Origin of the sequence: Sphingobacterium olei (assembly GCF_005048855.1) — a bacterium.
Classification (GTDB): domain Bacteria; phylum Bacteroidota; class Bacteroidia; order Sphingobacteriales; family Sphingobacteriaceae; genus Sphingobacterium; species Sphingobacterium olei.
Genome location: NZ_SUME01000009.1, coordinates 95,481 through 120,145, shown reverse-complemented (window position 1 = coordinate 120,145; position 24,665 = coordinate 95,481). Strand labels below are relative to the sequence as shown.

Sequence of the window (24,665 nt, the reverse complement as noted above, 5' to 3'; positions counted from 1 at the left end):
TCTTCTTTGTTATGTCCTGCCTCGTTCCAAAGTTTGAAAATTCGCGGCAATTGTCTAGCTTCGCAAAGATGACTATACGCAACCACATATATTTTGCATCAGATTTCCATCTAGGGTCTTTTCCCAAAGAATCGTCCGTATCCAGGGAACGAAACATTATCTCCTGGCTGGATTTCATTAAATCTAATGCAGCGGAATTATATTTGGTAGGTGATATTTTTGATTTTTGGTTTGAATACGCCACGGTCGTTCCAAAAGGCTATATTCGTTTCTTAGGTAAGCTGGCTGAATTAGCCGATCTAGGTGTTAAAATTATGTTCTTTAAAGGCAATCATGACATGTGGATGTTTGGTTATTTAGAGCAGGAATTAGGAGCGACCATTATTTCGGATGAATTAGAGTTAAGTCTCAACGGAAAGAATTTCTATATTCATCACGGTGACGGACTTGGGCCTGGCGACCGCAAATATAAGTTCCTGAAAAAAATCTTTCGAAGTACAGCCTGTCAATGGCTTTTTGCGCGACTTCACCCTAATTTGGGAATCGGAATAGCACAGCGCTGGTCTAAGCACAGCAGAGCCGCTAGCAACGCAGAGGAAAAATTTCTCGGAGAGGAAAACGAATGGCTTATTCAGTATGGAAAGGAGCTGCTCAAAAAAAAGCATTACGATTATCTGATCTTTGGACATCGCCATTTTCCGTATGATATTAAATTAAGCGATAATACGCAGATAATTAATTTAGGGGAGTGGATTAACTATTCAACCTATGCCGTATGGGATGGGGAAGAATTACGATTGGAAAAATGGAATTCGTAGATATTGTCCGGCATATCCACCCATTGAAAAAAGAAGATTTACAAAACCTTCTTTCCCTCTCTGAAACAGTTCAGGTGTCAAAAAACACCGTCTTTATTGAGGCAGACAAGCCGTCGAAATACATTTACTTTTTGCAGGAGGGCATCTGTCGTATATATTATCATAAGGCTGATATAGAAATAATCCTTGCCTTTTCGTTTCCAGGTGAAGCGATGATTTCGTTAAACAATTACGTTTACGGCACGCGAGGATATGAAAATATCGAAGCGCTTGAAACATCTATCATGACCCGAATAGAAATTGCCAGCCTTCAAGATCTTTATGAGAACTCCACCGCGATCGCGAATTGGGGCAGAAAATTGGCTGAATTTGAAATCCTCAAAATTGAGGAGCGATTAATGCAAAAGCTCTTTAAAACAGCTTCTGAGCGATATCAGGATTTAATTCGGAAAGAATCTAATATTACCAATCGTGTGAAATTGGGATTCATAGCTTCTTATTTAGGTGTTACGCAAGTTACGCTAAGTCGAATTCGTGCAAATACACGCTGATTTTTTAACATTTGTAAAAAGTTATTGCCTGAAATCTTCTGATCTTTGTTCAAAATTATTTTTTATTATGAATTGGATTATACTAATTGTTGCAGGATTATTTGAAGTTGGTTTTACGACATGTCTTGGTAAAGCGAAAGAAAGTTCGGGTTCCATAATGTATCTTTGGTACGGAGGGTTTATTATTTCCTTATTTGTCAGTATGGTCTTATTGATTAAGGCGACACAAACATTACCACTGGGAACAGCCTATGCCGTATGGACAGGGATTGGCGCCGTAGGAACAGTATTGATGGGTATAATCTTCTTTAAAGAGCCTGCGGACTTTTGGAGAATATTTTTTATTTTCACTTTAATAGCCTCTATCGTGGGACTTAAAGTCGTTTCAAGCCATTAGAAATTACTTCTTTCTATAACATAAATTTTAAGTACTTTTGTACACCCTAATGGGCTTATATGCCCCCTAGTTAAAGTATTATGTTAGAAAAATTACAAGCTATTAAAGAACGATGGGAAGAGGTGGAAGCTGAATTAAGCAACCCGGAAACCATCAACGATATGAAGCGTTTTGCCAAATTAAATAAGGAATATAAAGATCTTGGCAAAATCGTAGATCAATATCATATCTATAAAAATATCGTTAGCAATATCGACACGAATAAAGATATCCTCTCCAATGAAAAAGATCAGGAACTTCGGGAGATGGCAAAAGAAGAGCAGGATCTCCTTTTCGTTCAAAAGGAAGAAAAAGAAGACGAGATACGATTGATGCTTATTCCTAAGGATCCGGAAGATGCTAAAAATGCGATAATTGAAATCCGTGGCGGTACTGGAGGTGATGAAGCGGCTTTATTTGCCGGTGACCTATACCGCATGTATACTCGATTTTTCGAAACTAAAGGTTGGCGAAATGAAGTAATGGATGTAACAGAAGGGACTTCTGGTGGTTACAAAGAAGTAATTTTGAAGGTAATCGGTGAAGATGTTTACGGCCAGCTAAAATATGAATCAGGAGTGCACCGTGTACAACGTGTTCCAGATACCGAAACACAAGGTCGTGTGCATACCTCTGCTGCTTCTGTTGCGGTTTTACCCGAAGCTGAAGAAGTAGATGTGGAGATCAACCCAGCTGATGTTGAGTTGCAGACATCCCGTTCCGGTGGAGCTGGTGGACAAAATGTCAACAAAGTAGAAACTAAAGTACAATTGACACACAAACCGTCTGGAATCGTGGTCGTCTGTCAGGTGGAACGTTCTCAATTAGCGAACCGTGAACTGGCCATGGAAATGCTTCGTACCAAACTTTATGAAATCGAACTGAATAAAAAGAATGGCGATATTGCAGCTCGGAGAAAAACATTGGTTTCGACGGGCGATCGTTCTGCAAAAATTCGTACCTATAATTTCCCTCAAGGAAGATTTACAGAGCACAGAATTGGATTGACAACATACAATTTGCCGGCTATTTTGGATGGTGATATTCAGGATATTATCGATGCATTACAGTTTGCCGAGAATGCAGAAAAGATGAAAGACGGCACCGTAGACTAAGATTTTTTTCAAAAAAATTTAGGTTTATTGGAAAATAGCGCTATATTTGCACACCTTCTAACAAGAAGGGTTGAGGTCTGGTAGTTCAGCTGGTTAGAATACATGCCTGTCACGCATGGGGTCGCGGGTTCGAGTCCCGTCCAGACCGCTTCAAAAAAAGAAAGATTTAGCTTTCAAACGTTCTTAAAAAGATTAAAAGATTTTAGGTCTGGTAGTTCAGCTGGTTAGAATACATGCCTGTCACGCATGGGGTCGCGGGTTCGAGTCCCGTCCAGACCGCTAATCTCTTTTAACAATTAAATCTTAGGTCTGGTAGTTCAGCTGGTTAGAATACATGCCTGTCACGCATGGGGTCGCGGGTTCGAGTCCCGTCCAGACCGCCTCAAAAAAGGATATCCACTTGGGGGGTATCCTTTTTTTTCTGAAAGTGTCTATTCTCAGAGGCCATCAAGAACTTTCATGCCTGTTGGTGATTCAATGGATCATGAAAGTTTTGTTATATCCTAAAAAAAAACTCCTATCTTGTCGTATCAAGTATTAAAATATGAATAAATCATTTAGTATTATGCTATTGTCAGTATTGACGATCGTGGGATGCGGACAGCAAGGGCAAAAAAGTATCGAAGTGAATAAGGAAATTAAACTGAAACCATACCCAAAGACAGAAAAAGTAGATGTAAAAGATGATTACTTCGGAACCGTTGTAGACGATCCGTATCATTGGTTAGAGGATGACTTATCTGATGAAACCAAACAGTGGGTAACTGCTCAAAACGAAGTAACACAGGATTATTTAGAACAGATTCCATTTCGTGATGCTATTTATAAACGACTGGAAAGTTTGTGGAATTATGAGAAGGTAGGCGCCCCAATTAAAGAGGGCGACTATATCTATTTTTATAAAAATGACGGGCTTCAGAATCAATATGTACTCTGGCGTAAAAAAGGTGATGACGGAAAAGAAGAGGTTTTTTTAGATCCTAATAAATTTTCTGAAGATGGCACAAGCTCATTGGCCGATATATCGTTCTCTAAGGACGGTTCGTTGGTCGCATACCAGATTTCGGACGGTGGATCTGACTGGACAAAGGTTGTCGTTTTGAAGACGGAAGATAAATCTGTTGTCGGAGAGGCACTGGTAGATGTGAAGTTCTCAGGACTAGCTTGGAGAGGTAATGAGGGGATTTATTATAGCAGTTATGATAAACCCAAAGAAGGGTCTGCGTTATCGGCGATGACCGATCGGCATAAGCTATATTTCCATAAACTAAATACACCGCAGATAGAAGACGAACTGGTATTTGGTGGCTCAGAAACGCCGCGTCGCTACATCAGTGCCAGCTTAACGGAAGATGAACGTTATCTGGTGGTGTCGGCAGCGAATACCACCTCCGGCAACGAACTATATATTAAAGACCTCTTCTCCTCCAACACCGTGTTTGTAACAGTGGTGGGTGATATGGACAAAAATCATGAAATCATCGATAACGATGGATCTAGATTATTTATTTACACGGAACTGGATGCACCCAATGGACGTGTAGTAACGGTTGATGCCGCCAATCCACAACCGGAAAATTGGCAAACATTGATTGCCGAAACCGAACAGTCGCTATCACCTACAACCGGTGGAGGTAAGATATTTGCGAATTACCTGAAGGACGCAACTTCGCTGGTAAAACAATATGACCGAAACGGGACGCTAGAACGGGAAATCGAGCTGCCCGGTATAGGTTCTGCAGGCGGATTCAGTGCGAAAGTGAAAGATAAAGATTTATATTATTCTTTTACGAATTACGTTAATCCGGTTACGATCTATAAGTATGATATTGCATCCGGAAAATCGGAAATATATAAAAAGTCGGCAATCAATTTCGACCCTTCCCGATATGAGTCGAAGCAAGTATTTTATACCTCTAAGGATGGAACGAAGATACCGATGATCATTACCTATAAAAGGGATATTAAATTGGATGGTACCAATCCTACTGTATTGTATGGCTATGGTGGATTTAATATAAGCTTGACACCGTCCTTTTCTACCGGTAATATTATCCTGTTAGAACAAGGTGGAATACATGCCGTGGCGAACCTTCGCGGGGGAGGAGAGTATGGCGAACATTGGCATCTTGCCGGTGTGCAGATGAATAAGCAAAATGTATTTGACGATTTTATCGCTGCGGCCGAATACCTGATCGACCAGAAATATACCTCTTCAGAGCGGTTGGCTATTGCGGGTGGGTCGAATGGTGGATTATTAGTGGGCGCATGTATGACGCAACGACCGGAATTATTTAAAGTGGCATTTCCTGCCGTGGGTGTGCTGGATATGCTCCGTTATCATAAATTTACCGCCGGAGCGGGATGGGCATTTGATTATGGGACAGCAGACGATAGTAAGGAGATGTTTGCCTATTTGTATAAGTATTCTCCATATCATGCGTTGAAGCCGAATACAGCTTATCCAGCTACAATGGTGACGACGGCTGACCATGACGACCGAGTTGTGCCTGCTCATTCCTTTAAATTTGCGGCACGTCTTCAGGAATATCATACAGGACCGAATCCAGTGCTGATTCGTATTGATACGAAGGCCGGACATGGTGCAGGTAAATCCACTGCTATGGTCATTGCGGAACAAGTGGATAAATGGGCTTTTATGTTTCAAAATATGGGAGTTGGTTATAAATTGTATTAATGCTTGTAAATTGATATTTTGCTTGTATGGTTGATAAATTAATTTCTCATATTAATGGGATATGCCTTTTGAATGGAGAAGAGATCGAAATCGTAAAAGAACTGGTTCGCGAGAAAGATGTTCCACGCAAGCATTTTGTACATAGGGCAGGTGAAATAGCGCAGTATTCCGCTTTTATATTAGAAGGCTGCTTACGCTCTTATACTATCGACCAAAATGGATTCGAACATATTTTACAATTCGCTCCTGAGAACTGGTGGATTTCAGATATGTACAGTTTTGTGAAACAAACACCCAGTGAATTGAACATCGATGCTTTATTGGATTCTAAGGTATTGATTTTAAGCCGGGATTGTCAACTCCGAATTTTCGATCGAATTCCAAAACTTGAACGTTATTTTCGAGTATTAACTGAAAATGCATTAGCCAGTAGCAACCATAGAACGTTGGACTACCTGAGTCTTCCCGCGAAGGTGCGTTATCAAAAATTCTGCGATCTATACCCTACATTGATTAATACATTGCCTCAGAAGCAAATTGCCTCTTATATCGGAATTACACCCGAATTTCTGAGTAAACTCCGGGGTGAAAGGAGTTAGATCGATTTCTTAATATAGGTTAAGAAATAAGGTTCTAAGTTCCCTTACTTTTGTCTATAACAATTTGAAAGGAATAGTATGAAGAAAGTAATTCACAGGGCAGATACCAGAGGCTATGCAGATCATGGGTGGTTGAAGAGTTTCCATAGTTTTAGTTTTGGTGGTTATTACGATCAAGATCGCGTACATTTTGGAGCTTTACGTGTTTTAAATGATGATCATGTGTCTGGAGGAAATGGATTCGGTGCGCACCCGCACGATAACATGGAAATCATCTCCATACCATTGGAAGGTGTGCTCCAGCATCAGGACAGTATTGGTAACAAAGGCATAATTCGTACAGGCGAGATTCAAGTAATGAGCGCGGGAACGGGTATTCAGCATAGCGAATACAATGCTAATGCTGATGAAGCAGTTAAGTTTTTACAGATATGGTTATTCCCCAATGAACGTAATGTAAAACCGAGATACGATCAGCAGGCGATCTCAGTTGAGGGGTGTTATAATAAATTTCAACAAATATTGTCCCCCAATAAAGAGGATGAGGGGGTATGGATTCATCAAGATGCCTGGTTTCATTTGGCTGATTTAACCGAAGGATTCGAAATGAGTTATACGTTAAAGAATCCTGAAAATGGAGTATATGTATTTGTACTCGAAGGAGAACTCTCCGTTAACGACGAAGACCTGGGAAAAAGGGATGGACTTGGTATTTGGGAAGTTCAACAGGTTCGTTTTAAAGCTACTACCAAATCTTCTGTTTTGATAATGGAAGTTCCCATGCTTCAATAGAATTTATTTGGAAGAAGGTGTCTAAAAAGCACAACATCGTCGTCATTGCGAACCGGAGGGACGATGGTGAACCAATCTGACGATGTTAAAACTCAGATTGGTTTCCTTCGGAGCTGCTTCGCGGTCGTCATTCTTCCTCGCAATGACGCGTTTTTCTTGTAGATAACGACCTTTTAGACACCTTCTTAATAATATGTTTTGTCGTTTAGTGATAAGAAGCTCGGGTAAAATACTATTTTTGTTTCTTAAACGTCGTTTTTATTGTGGATAAATTGTTGTTACTTATTTTTTTTTGCTGCCAATCCGTATCTTTTGCCCAACACGCTGTGGATTCTATATCCAGTGATAAAATATTATGCATAAAGAACCAGGAACCAAAAAACAGGAATATTCGATACGGTAATTTAAAAGACAAGGTGCATGCGTATGAAATACAGGAACGTAATAATGTATCAACAAACTATTCTATTCGTGATACATTTGCTAAAAATACAGACCCCATTCGTCCTAAACATTTCTGGCGCGCTGGCACTGAGTGGTTTTTAGCACAAGCTGTTCCGGCATCATTCAACAGATTTATTACACGCGATCCATATTCTTATATTTCGTTTCAAAATTTCATTGATCACCAACGTATCAGTGCCTGGGACTGGGATGACAATCAATTTACGACTAATCAAATCGATCATCCCTATCACGGACAGTTGTATTTTAATGCTTTTCGAAGTAATGGCTACAACTTTTATCAATCAAGTGCAGCCACTGTGCTGGGATCGTATATTTGGGAAACAGCAGGTGAAACGCAGCACCCCTCCATTAATGATCTGGTAAATACAGCTTTCGGAGGCGTAATTCTGGGAGAAATGACGCATCGGGTTTCGCGGAATATATTGGCGAGAGGGAAATATGGGAATCGAATCGGGAATGAAATTGTCGCTTTGATTGTCAACCCTGTGAACGGTCTTAATCGATTATTAGATGGTAAATGGGGAAAAGTAGATGATTACAATTCGGTTGACTCCTCGATTATCAGTGCTGAAGTAGATGCCGGTGTACGGCGGTACGATGCCAAGGAAGGCGATTTTTTAACAGAAGGGAAAAATACATTTTATGCCCGGTTACGTTTCAAGTACAGTAACGGAGCCCACAATTATAAAAGACCTTTTGATCAATTTTATGTCAACTTTGAAGTAGGGGATGGAGATAGCACGTTTATTAATGCGGTAAATGTCCATGCGCTGTTGTATGGTGCGGAATTTTTTAAAAGTAGAAAAAGTAGTCATTTTGGAACATTAAATGCACATTATGATTTCTATAATAATGATGCCTTCTTTTATGGAGCTCAAAGTATTAATTATAACTGGGTCTCTGAATTCCGCTATAAGAAAAACAACAGACTCAATATGAGCGCTGGTGCTGGTGCTGTGGTTTTAGCTGCTGTCCCAGATCCTTACCTGCTTTATGGCGCAAGTCGTAATTACAACTACGGATCAGGCTTAAGTTATCGTTATCGTGGTGAATTGAGTGTGTTAAATCGGTTGATGTTGACTGCGGACTATAACGGAGGGGTTTTCTTTACAATTAGCGGTAATGATTCGCATTATATTTTGCATGCTGGCACAATAGAAGCTAGTCTTCGGCTTTTTAAAAGGTTCTCATTGAATGCCAGTTCAGGATATTTCTCATTACAAGGGAATTTTGATGACCCTCAATATGATGATTTTCATCGTGAATTCCCATTTGGTCGAGTTTCTATTGGTTATAATATTCAGTTTTAGTAGGTATTACCTGTAAGTGCTCCATCTCCTTTCCAAATATTAACAGATTAGTTTGTACCTCGAACCCTAATTTGAGGTAAAGAGACTTTGCATTTGGATTGATTTTATCAACTAATAATCCTAATCGTTGTTTTTCGATGTAAACATACTTGTCTATTACAAATTGTAATAAGATTTTTCCTATTCCTTTCCCTTGCTCAAGTGTTGATACAGCGAGAGTATCCAAATAGATTTCACCTTCTTGTGTTTCATTTTCAGGTTTTAAATTGTGTCCATAATTTTCAAGGAGATAAGCTATAATAGGTTTCCTGAGAGCGAGCAGATCTTTTCCTGGATACAAACATACTTGAGCAATTATAACATTAGCATCTTCCACTACTAGAATGTTCTGATAGGAATATTGATTAGATTCTAATCTGATGAAATACGCTAAGAAATTCAACGCTTCTTGCTTATTTCTCTGACAAATGAAGTCGTAGATGATTTCTTCCATCGCTAATAACATAAGCTGGGATATTGCATCTGCGTCCTGAGGTCTTGCGTTTCGGATGGTCATAAGGTTTTCTAAAAAAAAGAGGTCAACATTGACTGTTAACCTCTTTTATATGGCGTCGAAATAAAATTCGGTTATTTGTCTAGCTTCTCAAATTTATCGTAATCGATTTTTTTCGATTTGATTTTAACTGTTGATTTCAACTTATCGAATACCTTTAAGGCTTTTACTTCTTCAAATAAACGATTTGCTTGTTCTCTATCCGATAATAATTGAAGCGCGAACTGACCTAATTGTTCATCAGTGGGTTCTTCGTTCATGTTGTACATTTTTATTTGCGCATAGATGCGTTCTTTAGCCAAATTAACAACTTCGTCGTATTTTACTTCAAGATTATTGGCTGTTACTACGCGATTTTCGATGATAGTCCATTTCAAATTGCTTATAAAATCAGCAAAGCCTTCTTCAATTTCTTGCTCAGAAAGATTTGGATTAGTTGCTTTTAGCCATTTTTTTAAGAACGTTTCCGGAAATTTAGTATCTGCTTTATCCATTCCAAAAGTATACATATCATTACGTAACTTCTGTGCTGAATTTTGTTTGAATAAGTTTTCTACTTCTTCTGTAACCTTCGCATTAAATTGTTCTTCTGTAGTCACTTCGCCAGCAGGGAATAATTTATCAAAGAATTCTTGATTTAAATCAGATTCTTCAAGACGGTTGATGTTTTGAACGGTCAGTTCAAATTTCGTTACATCTAGATTCTCCGCTTCTTCTTCTGTTACATCCAAGATACGTGCTAAGTCAGCTACCTTAAATGCTTTTTTTACATCGATCTTTACCGTATCTTCTTTTTTAAGACCCACTAGTGATTTTTTGATCTTTGCATCTTCGATAATGTCCGTACGGATAGAAGTTGTTTTTTCAATTCCTTCTTCTTTATCTTGTTTTAAAGCAGCGTATAAGACGTCACCCTCTTCAGAAACTTCAGGATTGGTCATTTTACCATAGCTACGGCGTAAGTTTTTAATACGCTCTTGCAAGGTAGCGTCGTCAGCTTTGATATCGTATTCTATAAATTCAGTTTCTGCTGTAAAAGGGACATCAAATTCCGGTGCTAAGCCGATTTCATAGTTGAACTTGAATGTATCTTTAAAATCCCAGTTATAAGTCACGTCAGCTTCTTCTTTTGGAAGAGGTTGGCCTAATACTTCTAACTTTTGTTCACCGATATATTCAGAGATTTTATCATTGATAATGCGATTGACCTCATCAAATAAAATGGATTTACCAAAGGTACGTCTAATATGACCAGTTGGTACCAATCCAGGGCGGAATCCAGGTAATTTTGCTTTTTTTGCTTGATCTTTGATGGCTTTGTCAACCGTGGGGTTATAATCTTCTGGCGTTAACTCAACTATAATGTTAGCGTTGATGTCATCAATTTTTTGGTGTGAAATATTCATACTCTTCTTAGCGTTATTTTTCGCATTATAATAAAAAATCCTCCCGATGTCTTTGTGTTCGGGAGGATATCAAGTGCGGAAGAAGGGACTCGAACCCCCACGCCTTGCGGCGCCAGATCCTAAGTCTGGTGCGGCTACCAATTACGCCACTTCCGCAGTTAGGATTTCTTTTGTGCCACAAAGATAGAAACGTTTACTATATCTGTCAAGTCTTTTTTTGATTATTTTTCAGAAAAAAATAAAAAATTAAATTTCTGTTGTGTAAGTCATTATTATTCTTTTACTTTGGAAAACAAAGTACTTTTATGAATCAACAGGACATTATAAAAGAAATAGGACAAATTCGCTCAATTATGGAAAAATCGAGCAAATTCATTTCTATTAGCGGCTTATCAGGCGTACTCATTGGCACTTATGCTTTAATTGGAGCTGCATTAAGTTACATAACAGTATATGGTTTTAAAAGCCAATTTGGATATCGCGATTACTTTGTTACCGACGAAATCATTATATTTAAACTACTCCTGATTGCGTTATTTGTTTTACTGATTTCTATTGTTACAGGTATATTGATGGCTAAACGTAAGGCTAAGCGAATAAATCAGTCGATTTGGAATGCTACGAGCCGCTCTTTGTTATTTGCAGTTGCTGTTCCGCTGATAACGGGTGGGGTGTTTTCACTGATTATATTTGCTAGAGGATATTACGGATTAATAGCATCTTCCTTGTTGATTTTCTATGGATTAGCATTAACTGCTGCAAGCACCTATACATTTAGGGAGGTTAAATGGCTCGGTATTTTTGAAATCATATTGGGTCTTCTTGCACTTTGTTTTCCAGGTTATGGATTATGGTTTTGGGCTCTCGGATTCGGCGTGTTACATATTATTTATGGTTTGATTGTCTATAAAAGATACGAATAGTGAGCTTGGATTTTTCATTATATGACAAAGTATTGGAGAATAGGATACGTCTTCAGATCATGAGCGTATTGGTCGCAAATGAGGAATACGACTTCAATTCCCTGAAGGAGCTCTTGGATGTTACCGATGGAAATCTAGCTTCTAATCTGAAAAGTTTGGAGAAAGAAGGGTATTTAACCGTATTCAAAAGTTTCGTTGATCGAAAACCCAATACGCGTTACCGCAGGACGGAGAAAGGACAACGATCTTTTGAAAACCACTTAAAAGCTTTAGAAAATTTAATCAAACAACAATACAAATAATTTTTTTAACTATACACTTTGAAATTCAAAGTTCTTTTAAATTACTAATATATGCGAGGTTTGCGTTTGAAATTTATGTTACATTTATATGGATGGTCGTCACGAGTGTATGCCAATACGTTTAAAATCAATAAGAAAGCGTGGGGGATAACTAAAATAGAGTTCTTGTCTTATCCAGAGGGCACGTTGGGTAAAGCGCTTGGTGATTTTTATTCGCGCAATGGTTTTGATGTGATGCCTAAGTTAGAAAATCACGATGTATTTCATATCCTTACTGATACGGACACGAAAATTCAAGACGAGATTGCGATGCAATATCTTTTGTTGGGCAACGGAAAATTGAGTCTATACTTGTTTGCAATGATTTTTATTGGTGGATTCATTTTCCCGGAATATTTTTCTTCTTACATGCAGGCCTTTAAAAAGGGAAGAAACATGGCTTCTTTTCACGAGATCGAATTTAAAGTGCTTCTGTATCGTTCTGTTGACGATCTGCGCGCTTCTTTGACGTTAAAAACGAACTTAATTACAATAAAATAAATTAATATGGAAACTACATCACACAACATGCCTCCGCAATTACCTCCAAATGAACTTTCGTTTTGGGAAAGGGTATTTAATTCTGTTCTCATGAAACTGGGCGTTATTTTCTTTCTCATTCTACTGTTACTTTTACCAATGTCGTTGGTAGATGATCTCATTAGAGAAAGGAAATATAGGGAGCAAGATGTCACCGCAGAAATTTCTTCCAAATGGGGAAGAGAACAAGTTATTTCGAGTCCGGTACTTGCTATACCTTATGATTATGTACGGGAAACTACGGAGAGAGACGAAAAAGGTAAAGATAATATCATAAGAAGTATACAGCAGGATTGGTTATTTTTATTGCCGAATCAAGTAAACATCAAGACGAATGTAACCCCTGAATATTTGAAAAGAGGGATCTATCAATCTGTTGTGTATAATGCTCAGATTGAAATGGAAGGAGATTTTTCAGGATTGGAACAGGAGAAACTGGGAACGGACCTTGCGAATGTGCGCTGGAACGACGCAAAGCTAGTTTTTGGTATCCGTGATCTCAAGGGGCTGCTGAGTTCTCCAACATTAACCTGGGATACCACTATAATGGAAATAGGGACGTTCGAAAAAACGTTGCAACTCTTTGAAAGCAATCTGGTGGCTAATGTTTCGCTATTCTCAATAATGGATACGAAGAAGTCTTTTTCAATAAAAATGAATTTGAGAGGTTCCAAATCGTTGAATTATTTTCCGATAGCGAATCAAACTTCTATTTCTGTCGCAGGCAAATGGAATAATCCGAGTTTTAACGGCGGATATTTGCCCGAGGATCGGAATGTAGAAGCTGATCACTTTCAGGCGACTTGGGAAATACCAAGTTTCAGCAGAAGTCTGCCTGCGCAATGGGAGGGGAATCCTGGTCGCTTGTATTCTTTTTCGGGCATCGATTTAACTGAAAATAGATATTTCGCTCAGGACGATGTATCGACCGAAATAAATCCATCTGTAAATACTCCGTCGTCTTTTATAAAATCAAACGATGCGGATATGGTACAGATTAATTTTTTACCTGAAGTAAATAACTATCAGAAGACTACGCGGGTTGCTAAATATGGTATATTAGTTATCATCCTCACTTTTGCATCCTTATTCTTTACGGAAATTATTAAAAAACAGCGCATCCATATTATCCAATATATTTTAATTGGTGTGGCTATGGTATTATTCTATTCTCTATTGTTAGCGATTTCTGAATATTTAAATTTTAATACCGCTTATGTTTTGGCTGCTGTTGCCACAGTTGGATTGATTGCTTCTTTTATTAAGTCGATAACAAAAGATCTAAAAATAGCATTGCTTTTCACGGGAATTCTGAGCTTATTTTACGGATTTATATTTGTTTTAATGCAACTACGAGACTACTCTTTAATTGTAGGAACTATTGGTGTATTCATTATTCTCGCGGTATTGATGCGTGTGTCAACCCGAATAAATTGGTATCAATTTGATCGAAAGTAAATGTGATGGGTACGAATTGGTGTTATATAAAAATGTACTTGACTGCTTTGTGGATCATGCAGAGGAGGTATAGATGATTTTAATAAAAACCAACGGTTTTTGTTATCTTGCGGCTTCAAAAAAATGGTTATGATGAGAAAAAGTTTTATTCTGGCAATTGCCCTGCTGTTGAGTTCATCAACTTTTGCGCAACGTGCCCCGGAAAAAATAATTGACAAATCCCTTATTACCCATAGGATGCAAAGTTTTGGTAAAGAAGTCATGAGCCCTGAAAAATTGTGGAAACTGGGGCGGGTGTCCGCCGAGGGATTAACCCCCGATGGAACACAGCTGATTTATGGCGTTTCAAACTACAATTTTGATGAAAATAAATCGGAGAAGAATCTTTTCATTGTGTCGGTAAAAGGTGGTACTCCCATTCAATTTACTTCCGAAGCTGGTGGAGAATCGCTGTTACATATAGAAGACAATGGTGATGCAATTTACTCCTACAAAGGTCAATTGTGGCGTAAAAATATAAAGGGAGGTAACGCAAAGCAATTAACGGATGTTGAAGGTGGATTGGAGAATGTGAAGTTTTCACCTGATGGGAAGCACATCCTTTTCAGTAAATCAGTGCTAGTAAATAAGAATCACAGTGTAGACAAATATACAGATTTGTCTAAATCGAATGTGTATATCTATGATGATTTGGACTATAGGCATTGGGATTCATTCAATGATGGCCGTTTCAATCACCCTTTTGTCGCGAGTTACGATCAGGGCAAGGTTGTTGAAGCCATAGACTTGTTGGCGGAAGAACCTTATTACAGTCCACAGGCTCCGTTTGGAGGAGCCGAAGATTTCGCATGGTCGCCCGACGGAAAGTCGGTTTTATATGTATGCAAAAAGAAATTCGGAAAGGATTATGCACAAAGTACAAACACCGATATCTATCGTTACGATCTAATTTCGAAAAGGACAACAAACCTTACTGAAGGAATGAACGGCTACGATACCAATCCGATGTATAACGCAGACGGACGGATGTTGGCTTGGCTGAGCATGAAAACGGATGGATACGAGGCAGATAAGAATGATATTGTCCTTTGGGATGCTGCTATGGATATCAAGTTGAATTTGACCGCACATTGGGACGGAACCATCAATTCGTTTGCATGGAGTAAAGATAATCGTAGGATTTATTTTATTGCACCCGTAAAAGGTGCGGTACAATTGTTTGAAGTAGAAATTCCGGTTAACCTTAAAAATAGAGCGCTTCCTAAGATTCAACAGATATCAGAGGGACAGTTTGATATTACAGGAATTGTAGGAGAAACAAAGGAGGGCTTAGTGGTTACGTCTACTACGTTGACGCAAGCAACGGAAGTATATCTGTATCATCTTAAATCTAAAAAATTGAATCCGATCACGAAAGTGAACGATGAAGCTTATGCACAAATTGCTCCTACGAAAGTGGAAGGCCGGTTCACAAAAGCTTCGGACGGACAAGACCTGTTTTCTTGGGTTATTTATCCTCCGGATTTCGATCCTACTAAGAAATACCCTACGCTATTGTTTTGTCAGGGAGGACCTCAATCCGCAACAACACAATCGTACTCTTTCCGTTGGAATTTTCAACTAATGGCTTCACAGGGATACATTGTTATTGCGCCTAATCGTCGGGGTATGCCAGGTTGGGGGGTGAAATGGAATGAAGATATCAGCAAAGATTGGGGTGGGCAATCTATTCGTGATTACCTATCGGCGATTGACGATCTGGCAAAAGAACCTTATGTAGATAACGAACGTATAGGCGCAGTGGGAGCGAGTTATGGAGGCTATTCGGTATTTATGCTAGCAGGTGTACATGAGGGACGTTTCAAATCGTTTATTTCGCATTGCGGATTGTTTGATATGACTTCTTGGTACGGTACTACAGAAGAACTTTTTTTTGCTAACCATGATCTAGGCGGGCCATACTGGGATAAAGCAAATGAGAAAACATATACGGTGTTTAATCCTATCAATCATGTAGATAAATGGGATACGCCAATATTAATTTTTCAGGGAGGAAAGGATTATCGTGTTCCGATCGGACAAGGTTTGGAAGCTTTTCAGGCGGCAAGATTGAAAGATATTAAAAGTAGACTAGTCTATTTGCCTGAAGAAAATCACTGGGTTCTTTCGGGTCATAATGCACAGGTATGGCAACGTGAATTTTTCGGATGGTTGAAAGAAACGCTGTAAAAATATTATAATAAAAAAGAATCCCGATTGGAATATTCCAATCGGGATTCTTTTTTATTATTTTGTATCCTTTTTACCAAAGATTGAAATCTTCAGGTACTTGCCCGGATTATTTTTAACATCTTCAACCAACTGATCTAAGTTTTCGGAAGCATTATTTAGATTGTTGTACAGTTGGTCGTCGTTGACCAATAAACCAATTGAACCTTCTCCGTTATTAATCTTGTCCGTTATAGCTTGCACATCTTTCATTGCCTTATTTGCATTATCGATAGTAGCTTTGATTTCGGTCTTCGCTAAATCGTCAGAAAAGTTGTCCAGATTGGATAATATCGAATTGATCTTGCGGTTATTGTTTTTGAAGTTTCCTGTTATCGACTCCAGATTTTGCATGATTTTAGCCAACCTAATCCGTTCGGAGCCCATTAGTCCTTCTACTTCATTCGTGATTTTTTCCATATTATTCAACGAGATGGAAATACTGCTCAGGCTACTTTTGAAATCCCGTTGAAATTCATCATCCAACGCGGTATTGACTGCTGATAACACCGAATCCAGTTTGACGACTAAATTTTCGATTTTCTTTTGAAGTGGTTCCACCTTCTCCATCAAATTGGCTTGCACATCGGAAAGGAGAGGATCCCCACTTTTTGCGAATGTCTTACTATTTCCCAGATCGAAAACAATAGCCTTGCTTCCCAACAAATCAGCACTTATAATACGTGCTACCGTATTGGATGGAATATCATAGTCGTCGTTGATTTTGAATTCTGTTCTTATTTTGCCATTATTCAACAGGTTCATTTTGGAAACACGACCGATCTGATATCCATTTACCATGACAGGCTTGGATACCGTCAGCCCATCTACATTGTCATAGTCAGTATAAAAGGTGTTTTCACTGCTGAAAACATCATTTCCTTTGAGAAAACTATATCCAATGAATAAAATAGCAATCGCTATTGCTGTAAGGGCACCTACTTTTGTTTCGTTTGATATTTTCAAAATGATATGTTTTAGGGAACTCTAAATACGTCAGTATACGAAAATAGTAAATTATTTATTTTTCAACGGATGTTTTGTAAGTTTTAATAGCATTAAAAAGATTTTCGACAATTTCTTGTTGTCCGGCGGATGACATCATGAATTCTTCTTCACTTGGATTGCTGATAAAACCGATCTCCGTTAATACTGCTGGCATACCGGCTGTAGCTAATACGGCAAGCCCCTGTTCTTTCACACCACGGTTGGTACGCGACGAACTTGAAAATTCATTTTGCATATACGTAGCCAATTTAATGCTTTGATCTCGAAATTGTCTTTTCATCAATTTGAACACGATATAACTGGACGGATCATTGGGGTCGAATCCATTATAGTTGTCCTGATAATTTTCTTCGGATAAGATAGAGGCATTTTCGCGGATAGCCACATCTTGCTGATCCATTCTGTTGAAACCACATACCAGTGTTTCCGTTCCCTTTGCGGAAGTGTTCAATACAGATGTTGTCACGTATCGGCCTTTTGAATTTTTGACTCTGCGGGTAGTTGCTCCTCCGGAATTACAATGCACAGAAATAAATAAATCTGCCTTATGTTTATTAGCCAATGCCGGACGTTCGTATAGTTTGGGATACACATCTGTCGTACGGGTGTAGATAACTTTTACACCGGGCAAGCCTTCTTCTATTCGCTTTCCAAGCTTTAGTACTACTTGCAGGGCAATGTCTTTCTCTTTTGATTTTCTACCAACTGCACCCGGATCGTGACCGCCGTGGCCGGCATCAAGCACAATGGTTTTCATTTTATATTCCATACCTCCCGATGAAATAGGCTCGGAGTGTCTGCTGGGCATCCACGCGGTGACCAAGATGAATACGGATAGTAGTATGGCAGTGCCTGCTGAATGCGCTATATATTTTCTTTTATAGTTTTCCAATGTTGGTATTATTTAGCTATTTCCCCGGCGAGGAAATAAGATTGTTATTTTTTATTTGCAGTTTTGAATGTTTTGATCGCCTGAAAAAGGTTCGTCACGATTTCCTGTTGTCCATTTTGCGACAGCATATAAGCTTCTTCTTCCGGACTACTTATGAATCCGATTTCTGTTAGGACTGCGGGCATCCCTGCTTTGGCCAAAACAGCGAGGCCCTGTTCTTTAACACCCCGATTGCCACGAGAGGATTTGCTATATTCGTGCTGCATAAGCGAAGCCAATTTAATGCTCTGATCCCTAAATTGTCTTTTCATCAGCTTAAATACAATGTAACTGGAGGGATCTTTGGGATCGAAACCATGATAATTTTCTTCATAGTTGTCTTCTAATAATATATCTGCATTTTCACGGATGGCTACATCTTGTTCATTGATTCGATGGAAACCCAATACCAATGTTTCGGTGCCTTTAACTCCCGGATTCCGTTTTACGGAATTGACGTATCGTCCCTGTCTATTCTTTACTCGAATATCCCGATCAGCGGAATTAGCATGAATGGATATAAAAATATCCGCGTGGCTTTTATTCGCAATATCCGTCCTCTTGTAAAATTCCACGTCGACATCCGTGGAACGGGTCAAGATAACCTGTACATCGGGGATGCTGTCTTCTAACATTTTTTTTAGTTTCTTGGATACATCTAATACGATGTCTTTTTCAGCCGATTGTCTACCTCTTGCACCGGGTTTATTTCCACCATGGCCGGGATCTATTACTACAGTGAAGCTCGCTTTTGGAGGGTCGATGTCGCTTTTATTGGGATGAAAAGCTGTAAAAATGAGGGTTATAAAACAGAGTGTTACGGCTAAACTTAATTTTTTAACATTATTTATAAACTTCATCTGTATAATATTTTACAAATTTGTCGTTGTACTTTCATTGATGCTGTGTGACAACGATAAATTGAATAATGGAACATGCGAAAAATACTAGTTTTTTCTAATTGTTTTTTGACTAATTTTGCCAACAACAGTTTAAATTTACCACAAAAATAATATTCGTAATTCATTTTGAAGGCGTTAACTTGTATTTTATTTTCTTTTCTGTTCCTTTTGTTGGGGTCTTCTTCCGTTATCGGACAAGTTGTAACACCAGACACCACCAACAACAACGTGCAAGATACAAGTTTAATTGTGCAGGATACTAGTAAAAATCACTTGCGCACTTCTTCTGGTAAAGATACTGTCGTTATGAAGGACGAAAGTGGATTGGAAACTGTAGTGACTATCGTGGCGAATGACTCCTCTTGGAATGAGGTCAGCAAAAATATTGTTCATTTATATAAGGGTGCAAAAGTAAAATATCAAGACTTTGAACTGTCTGCGGATTATATCCGTTTAGATCGAAATAATAACCTGCTATATGCAAGTGGTGTAACGGATCACAATAGTAAGTATGTAGGCAGGCCTGTGGTTTTGTTTCCAAATGATACCCCCAAGGCTGTTGATTCTTTAACATATAATTATAAAACACAGGAAGGCAAAACCTTTGGCGTCATGACAGAGGTGGATGGCGGTTTTATTCAGGCACGTGCGGTTCGTAAAAATATGTACGACGAGATGTCTATCTACCATGGCTTATATAGCACTTGTGATCTTCCCGAACCTCATACCCACTTTGGTATTCATATCAGCAAAGGTCTAATTCTCGACAAGCAGATTATAGCCGGGCCGTCTTATTTGGTTGTACAGGGCATCCCCATTAAATTTATAGCAATCCCGTTTGGTTTTTTTCCAAAGCAGGACAAAAAATCTTCCGGATTTTTATTTCCTTCTTTTGGTGAGGATGCTGCGAGAGGATTCGCGCTACGTGACCTAGGTTGGTATTTAACATTTAATGATTATTGGGATACCGAGTTTAGAGGAAGCTTTTATTCTAAAGGATCTTGGGAGGCTTCTATGCGCACCAACTATATGGTGAATTATAAATATAGTGGTGGTTTTAATCTTCGCTACGCGTGGACAAAGACAGGAGTTGAAGGTGCAGATAACTATGGGACCAATAAGGATTTTAACGTAACCTGGAACCATACGCAGCGTCAAGAAGCCAATCCCGGAACTTCTTTTTCAGCGTCCGTTAATTTTGGTACAGGTTCATATTTTCAAAACACAGGAGCAAATAGCACGTATGACTATGATCAGCTGACCCGCAATAACATGTCTTCTTCGATCAGTTATGGGAGGGTTTTTGCAGATGGTAAGGTGAACTTTACCTCCAGTTTGAGCCATCGCCAAGATATGACTTCCGGTAAAGTGGATTTAGAATTACCTACTTTTAGTTTAAATGTGGCCACTTTTAATCCATTCGATTCTAAAGATCGTGTAGGTGAACAGAAGTGGTACCAACGTATTACAGTTGGATATAGTTTGCAGGGGAGGAATACTATTTCTACGGGAGATTCCACGTTGTTTAAGAAAGAATCCTTACAACGTTTTACAAATGGGTTTCAACATAGTGTACCCGTGAGTTTGAGTTTGAATGCGTTTAAATACTTCCAATTTAATACGTCGATGAACTACACGGAAAGATGGTATCTTCAATCTATTCGTAATCGTTCAGAAAATACGATTAACGGCTTTGAAACGGTAAGAGATACAATTCAAGGATTTAGAAGGGCATATGATTACTCTTTTTCGAGTGGACTCTCTACCAAAATATATGGTAGGTATCCCCAAATTGGCAAAGTCGAAGCCATACGTCATGTGGTAACACCATCTGTAAATTTTAACTATCGCCCAGATTTTTCTAATCCAATGTATGGTTTTTATAAGTCTTATATTGATGAGAGTGGTAGATTAAGAGACTATTCCATTTTTGAAGGTGGAATTTATGGTTCTCCTTCTTCGGGACAATCGGCAGGAATAGGGTTCTCTGTAGATAATAATATTGAAGCAAAAGTTAGAACACAGAATGATACGACGGGTAAAGGGGTTAAGAAAGTCCCAATTATACAGGGGTTGACATTCAGCGGGAACTACAATTTTGCGGCCGATTCCTTGAAACTTTCGACGATCAGTTTTTCAGGAAGAACCTCTTTATTTAATCAGAAAATAAACTTGAATTTTAACGGATCATTTGACCCGTATCAGCTCGACGATCGCGGACAACGTTACAACCGATTTGCTATTGAGGACGGTAAACTCGCACGTCTTACCAATTTTGGTTTGTCTTTTGACTATACTTTTAATCCCGATGCGTCAAAAAGCAGGAGTGATAATATTGATTCCCTTCGAAATAATATGCCAGCTATGACCCAAGAGCAGGCTGACGCTTTGGCTAGAATTAGTACGGATCCCAATGCATTTGTAGATTTTAATATTCCCTGGAATTTAGCTGGATCCTTCAGTTTTCAGTATTCCCGCCGTTTTGATGCGGTGGAGCGTAAAGAAACCGGTGACTATACCGCTACGGTAAATCTGCACGGTGATTTTAATGTAACACCGAAATGGAAAATACAATTCAATAGTGGGTATGATTTTAGACAAAAGGAGGTTTCTCTAACACGTTTTTCTATTTATCGTGATCTTCATTGTTGGGATATGTCCTTTGGCTGGGTACCTTTTGGCCGATATCAAAGTTATAACGTAACCATTCGGGCTAAAGCAAGCATACTGCAAGATCTTAAATTAACGAAGCGCAACAGCCATTATAATTATTAATATTTTTTTGGTAACTATGTGCTATGAACGCTGAAATCATAACCATAGGAGACGAAATTTTACTTGGTCAAATTGTGGATACCAATTCCGCGTGGATTGCCCAGTATCTTGGAGAGGCAGATATTGCTATCCGCTGCATTACCTCAATAGCTGATCGTCGAGAAGATATTTCAAAAGCACTGTTGGAAGCTTCTTCACGTTCTGACATAGTGATTGTAACGGGTGGTTTAGGCCCCACAAAAGACGATGTAACCAAAGATACAATTTCACAATTTTTCAAGTCCCCATTCATTCGAAATCAGCACGTGCTTGATCATGTCAAACAACTCTTTGTACGTATGGGTCGTGGCGAGATGCCAATATCCAACTATGCACAAGCCGATGTGTTGGAATGTGCTGAGGTTTTATTTAATGATGTCGGCACCGCTCCGGGTATGTGGATAGAAAGGGACAACAACCGTTTCGCTTTTTTACCCGGAGTTCCTTTTGAAATGAAGTTTTTAATGGAAAAGCGGGTAATGCCAAGATTGATGGCTATGCGAAGCAACGTACATGTTTATCACAGCCATATTCTTACCGCAGGATTAGGAGAGTCTTTTTTGGCGGAACAAATCGCCGATATTGAAGCATCGTTGCCTCATTATATTAAATTAGCTTATTTACCCAAAATTGGATTAGTGAGATTGCGACTTTCTGCTAGGGGAACAGATGTGAATTTATTAGAAACCGAGACGGAAAACTTTGCAAATCGCATTTCGGAAAGATTAAAAAAATACGTAGTAGCTAAAGAAGATATTTCTTTAGAAGAGGCGATCATCAAAAATTTTAGTGAATCCCATTTGAAAATTGCATTTGCAGAGAGTTGCACTGGTGGTACCATTGCGAGTAATTTGACCAAATACGCAGGAGCAAGTAAGGTGTTTGATTGTGGGATAGTTGCTTACGCAAATCCTATCAAACAAGGGGTATTGGGAGTCAGGGAAAATACGCTTGACGAATTTGGAGCAGTAAGTGAGCAGACTGTTATTGAAATGGCCAAAGGCGTACAACGCGTAAGCGGTGCGGAATATGGAGTAGCCACCAGCGGTATCGCTGGGCCTACCGGAGGGACTCCAGAAAAGCCTGTCGGTACGGTTTGGATAGCAGTGGCTGGGAAAAATGAAATCGTCACAAAGAAATTTCAGTTTAACAATAGTCGGCAAATAAATATAGAAAGAAGCACGATGCAGGCGCTAGTTTTGTTATGGAATTTGTATGTAAAGGAATTGGTCTAGATATTGAAATTATATTTTGAATTTTATTGAATTCTAAATATTTAATTTTTGTTTGTAGATATATTACTCATAAATATTTAATTTAGGGGTTTTAAAGACGAAATCAATATGGGAATATATAAGCTAGTGCTTCCAAAAATGGGGGAGAGTGTTTCTGAAGCAACTTTAACAAATTGGTTGAAATCTGTAGGAGATACTGTTCAAGAAGACGAGGCGGTAGTGGAAATCGCTACTGACAAGGTTGATTCTGATGTTCCGTCGCCTGTGGCTGGTAAACTGAAAGAAATTCTTTTTCGAGAAGGAGAGGTTGTACAAGTAGGCGCAGTGATTGCAATTCTGGAAGTGGAAGGTGAAAGTGGTGTTGAAGAAGTAGAAAGGCAAGCTGAAGTACCAGAAGAAAAGTTCGAAGTTGTAGCACCGGGTTTAGATGCATTGGAAATGGAAAATAAAGCACTTCCTAGTCAAGATACCGTACAGACGACTATAACGAATGAAAATAGATTTTACTCCCCTTTGGTAAAAAGTATTGCACAGGAAGAAGGGATCGCACAGGACGAATTGGATAGGATTTTAGGATCCGGTTCTGATGGCCGTGTTACCAAGCAGGATGTACTGGATTATATAGCAGCTAAGGGAGATTCAAATTCAAGTCAATCATCTGCTAATACCGCCTCAGGAGAGTCGGTAATTCAACCCCGTAGTTCAGACGCAAACGCATCAACACCAGTTCAGGTAGTGAAAAGTATGAATGGGGATGAAATCATCGAGATGGATAGAATGCGTAGATTGATTTCTGATCATATGGTAAACAGTGTGAAAACGTCTCCACACGTTTTTTCAGTGGTAGAAGCAGACGTTACCAATCTTGTCAACTGGAGAAATAAAGTAAAAGATCTATTTAAGAAACGCGAAGGAGAGAATATTACATTTACTCCTCTGATTATCGAAGCGATAAGTAAAGCATTGAAAGATTTTCCGATGGTAAATGTGTCGGTCGATGGATATAATATTATTAAACGTAAACATATTAACATCGGAATGGCCGCAGCGCTGCCAACGGGCAATTTGATTGTCCCTGTTATAAAAGATGCGGACCAATTGAGTCTGGTAGGATTGAGCCGATCAGTAAATGATCTGGCTAATAGAGCCCGCGCTAACGAACTCAAGCCAGACGATACACAAGGAGGTACATTTACATTTACAAATATTGGTGCATTTGGAAATATTTTTGGAATGCCTATTATTAATCAGCCCCAAGCCGCAATTTTAGCCGTGGGTACGATAAAGAAGAAACCTGCCGTATTGGAAACGGAACATGGCGATGTAATCGCCATAAGGCATATGATGTACATTACGATGTCCTATGACCATAGGGTTATAGATGGAGCATTAGGCGGTACATTTATAAAAAGGGTCGCTGATTATTTAGAGAGTTGGGATTCTGACAGAACGATTTAAAATCATATAAAAGCTTCCATGCCTGGAAGCTTTTATTATTG

The 24,665-nt window shown here is 38.9% G+C and carries 21 protein-coding genes and 4 tRNA genes; 19 read left to right on the top strand and 6 right to left on the bottom strand.

Annotated elements, in window-relative coordinates; genetic code table 11:
* The first annotated feature begins 68 nt into the window (after positions 1 to 68).
* From FAZ15_RS19060 to FAZ15_RS19010, 11 genes are all read left to right on the top strand, one after another.
* Positions 69 to 818 (top strand): UDP-2,3-diacylglucosamine diphosphatase, encoded by a 750-nt coding sequence (locus FAZ15_RS19060; protein ID WP_136902902.1) that lies wholly within the window; start codon positions 69 to 71, stop codon positions 816 to 818.
* Positions 806 to 1,369 carry a Crp/Fnr family transcriptional regulator gene (locus tag FAZ15_RS19055; RefSeq protein ID WP_162305013.1) on the top strand — a complete coding sequence of 188 codons (564 nt, stop codon included), beginning with the start codon at positions 806 to 808 and terminating at the stop codon, positions 1,367 to 1,369. The genes FAZ15_RS19060 and FAZ15_RS19055 overlap by 13 nt, the downstream gene beginning before the upstream one ends.
* Positions 1,370 to 1,436: 67 nt before the next feature.
* The gene (locus FAZ15_RS19050; RefSeq protein ID WP_136902900.1) at positions 1,437 to 1,766 is read left to right on the top strand and encodes a DMT family transporter; all 330 of its coding nucleotides are present in this window, start codon (positions 1,437 to 1,439) and stop codon (positions 1,764 to 1,766) included.
* An 80-nt stretch (positions 1,767 to 1,846) separates the two neighbouring features.
* Positions 1,847 to 2,920, top strand: a complete 1,074-nt coding sequence (gene prfA / locus FAZ15_RS19045) for a peptide chain release factor 1 (protein WP_136902899.1) — start codon at positions 1,847 to 1,849, stop codon at positions 2,918 to 2,920.
* Positions 2,921 to 2,994: 74 nt separating this feature from the next.
* Positions 2,995 to 3,068, top strand: a tRNA-Asp gene (locus tag FAZ15_RS19040).
* A gap of 57 nt (positions 3,069 to 3,125) precedes the next feature.
* Positions 3,126 to 3,199: transfer RNA gene (locus FAZ15_RS19035), tRNA-Asp, on the top strand.
* A gap of 27 nt (positions 3,200 to 3,226) precedes the next feature.
* Positions 3,227 to 3,300, top strand: a tRNA-Asp gene (locus tag FAZ15_RS19030).
* Between the two features lie 164 nt (positions 3,301 to 3,464).
* Positions 3,465 to 5,618: a prolyl oligopeptidase family serine peptidase gene (locus FAZ15_RS19025; RefSeq protein WP_136902898.1), complete on the top strand. Its 2,154-nt coding sequence runs from the start codon at positions 3,465 to 3,467 to the stop codon at positions 5,616 to 5,618.
* 26 nt (positions 5,619 to 5,644) lie between these two features.
* Complete coding sequence (locus FAZ15_RS19020) at positions 5,645 to 6,217, top strand: Crp/Fnr family transcriptional regulator (protein ID WP_136902897.1); 573 nt, start codon at positions 5,645 to 5,647, stop codon at positions 6,215 to 6,217.
* A 78-nt stretch (positions 6,218 to 6,295) separates the two neighbouring features.
* Positions 6,296 to 7,009 carry a pirin family protein gene (locus tag FAZ15_RS19015; RefSeq protein ID WP_136902896.1) on the top strand — a complete coding sequence of 238 codons (714 nt, stop codon included), beginning with the start codon at positions 6,296 to 6,298 and terminating at the stop codon, positions 7,007 to 7,009.
* A 326-nt stretch (positions 7,010 to 7,335) separates the two neighbouring features.
* A complete protein-coding gene (locus tag FAZ15_RS19010; RefSeq protein ID WP_162305012.1) occupies positions 7,336 to 8,787 on the top strand; it encodes a DUF3943 domain-containing protein in 1,452 nt (483 codons plus the stop codon).
* Here FAZ15_RS19010 and FAZ15_RS19005 read toward each other — a convergent pair.
* The 3 genes from FAZ15_RS19005 to FAZ15_RS18995 all read right to left on the bottom strand — a co-directional run bounded on the left by FAZ15_RS19005 (position 8,762) and on the right by FAZ15_RS18995 (position 10,902).
* Positions 8,762 to 9,343 carry a GNAT family N-acetyltransferase gene (locus tag FAZ15_RS19005; RefSeq protein WP_136902894.1) on the bottom strand — a complete coding sequence of 194 codons (582 nt, stop codon included), beginning with the start codon at positions 9,341 to 9,343 and terminating at the stop codon, positions 8,762 to 8,764. The genes FAZ15_RS19010 and FAZ15_RS19005 overlap by 26 nt on opposite strands.
* 71 nt (positions 9,344 to 9,414) lie before the next feature.
* Entirely contained in the window at positions 9,415 to 10,746 is a 1,332-nt protein-coding gene (locus FAZ15_RS19000; RefSeq protein WP_136902893.1) for a trigger factor, read from the bottom strand.
* Positions 10,747 to 10,820: 74 nt separating this feature from the next.
* Positions 10,821 to 10,902, bottom strand: a tRNA-Leu gene (locus FAZ15_RS18995).
* A gap of 149 nt (positions 10,903 to 11,051) precedes the next feature.
* Between FAZ15_RS18995 and FAZ15_RS18990 the strand changes: the two genes are divergently transcribed.
* The 5 genes from FAZ15_RS18990 (at position 11,052) to FAZ15_RS18970 (ending at position 16,237) form a co-directional block, all read left to right on the top strand.
* Positions 11,052 to 11,669: a hypothetical protein gene (locus FAZ15_RS18990; protein WP_136902892.1), complete on the top strand. Its 618-nt coding sequence runs from the start codon at positions 11,052 to 11,054 to the stop codon at positions 11,667 to 11,669.
* On the top strand, positions 11,669 to 11,971 hold the full coding sequence (locus tag FAZ15_RS18985) for a winged helix-turn-helix domain-containing protein (RefSeq protein ID WP_136902891.1): 303 nt from the start codon (positions 11,669 to 11,671) through the stop codon (positions 11,969 to 11,971). The genes FAZ15_RS18990 and FAZ15_RS18985 overlap by 1 nt, the downstream gene beginning before the upstream one ends.
* 75 nt (positions 11,972 to 12,046) lie before the next feature.
* Positions 12,047 to 12,511 carry a Coq4 family protein gene (locus tag FAZ15_RS18980; protein ID WP_162305011.1) on the top strand — a complete coding sequence of 155 codons (465 nt, stop codon included), beginning with the start codon at positions 12,047 to 12,049 and terminating at the stop codon, positions 12,509 to 12,511.
* A gap of 6 nt (positions 12,512 to 12,517) precedes the next feature.
* Positions 12,518 to 14,008: a cell envelope integrity protein CreD gene (gene creD / locus FAZ15_RS18975; protein WP_238387320.1), complete on the top strand. Its 1,491-nt coding sequence runs from the start codon at positions 12,518 to 12,520 to the stop codon at positions 14,006 to 14,008.
* 129 nt (positions 14,009 to 14,137) lie between these two features.
* The gene (locus FAZ15_RS18970; RefSeq protein WP_238387319.1) at positions 14,138 to 16,237 is read left to right on the top strand and encodes a S9 family peptidase; all 2,100 of its coding nucleotides are present in this window, start codon (positions 14,138 to 14,140) and stop codon (positions 16,235 to 16,237) included.
* A gap of 57 nt (positions 16,238 to 16,294) precedes the next feature.
* On the opposite strand, the gene FAZ15_RS18965 is transcribed toward FAZ15_RS18970, so the two are convergent.
* The 3 genes from FAZ15_RS18965 to FAZ15_RS18955 all read right to left on the bottom strand — a co-directional run bounded on the left by FAZ15_RS18965 (position 16,295) and on the right by FAZ15_RS18955 (position 19,075).
* On the bottom strand, positions 16,295 to 17,242 hold the full coding sequence (locus tag FAZ15_RS18965) for an MlaD family protein (RefSeq protein ID WP_136902889.1): 948 nt from the start codon (positions 17,240 to 17,242) through the stop codon (positions 16,295 to 16,297).
* A 55-nt stretch (positions 17,243 to 17,297) separates the two neighbouring features.
* Entirely contained in the window at positions 17,298 to 18,092 is a 795-nt protein-coding gene (locus FAZ15_RS18960) for an N-acetylmuramoyl-L-alanine amidase family protein (protein ID WP_136902991.1), read from the bottom strand.
* A gap of 128 nt (positions 18,093 to 18,220) precedes the next feature.
* Entirely contained in the window at positions 18,221 to 19,075 is an 855-nt protein-coding gene (locus FAZ15_RS18955) for an N-acetylmuramoyl-L-alanine amidase family protein (protein WP_136902888.1), read from the bottom strand.
* Between the two features lie 168 nt (positions 19,076 to 19,243).
* On the opposite strand from FAZ15_RS18955, the gene FAZ15_RS18950 reads away from it, so the two are divergent.
* From FAZ15_RS18950 to FAZ15_RS18940, 3 genes are all read left to right on the top strand, one after another.
* Positions 19,244 to 21,892: a putative LPS assembly protein LptD gene (locus FAZ15_RS18950; RefSeq protein ID WP_238387318.1), complete on the top strand. Its 2,649-nt coding sequence runs from the start codon at positions 19,244 to 19,246 to the stop codon at positions 21,890 to 21,892.
* A gap of 23 nt (positions 21,893 to 21,915) precedes the next feature.
* Positions 21,916 to 23,166, top strand: a complete 1,251-nt coding sequence (locus tag FAZ15_RS18945; RefSeq protein ID WP_136902887.1) for a competence/damage-inducible protein A — start codon at positions 21,916 to 21,918, stop codon at positions 23,164 to 23,166.
* Between the two features lie 108 nt (positions 23,167 to 23,274).
* Positions 23,275 to 24,624 carry a dihydrolipoamide acetyltransferase family protein gene (locus FAZ15_RS18940; protein ID WP_136902886.1) on the top strand — a complete coding sequence of 450 codons (1,350 nt, stop codon included), beginning with the start codon at positions 23,275 to 23,277 and terminating at the stop codon, positions 24,622 to 24,624.
* The last annotated feature ends 41 nt before the right edge of the window (positions 24,625 to 24,665 follow it).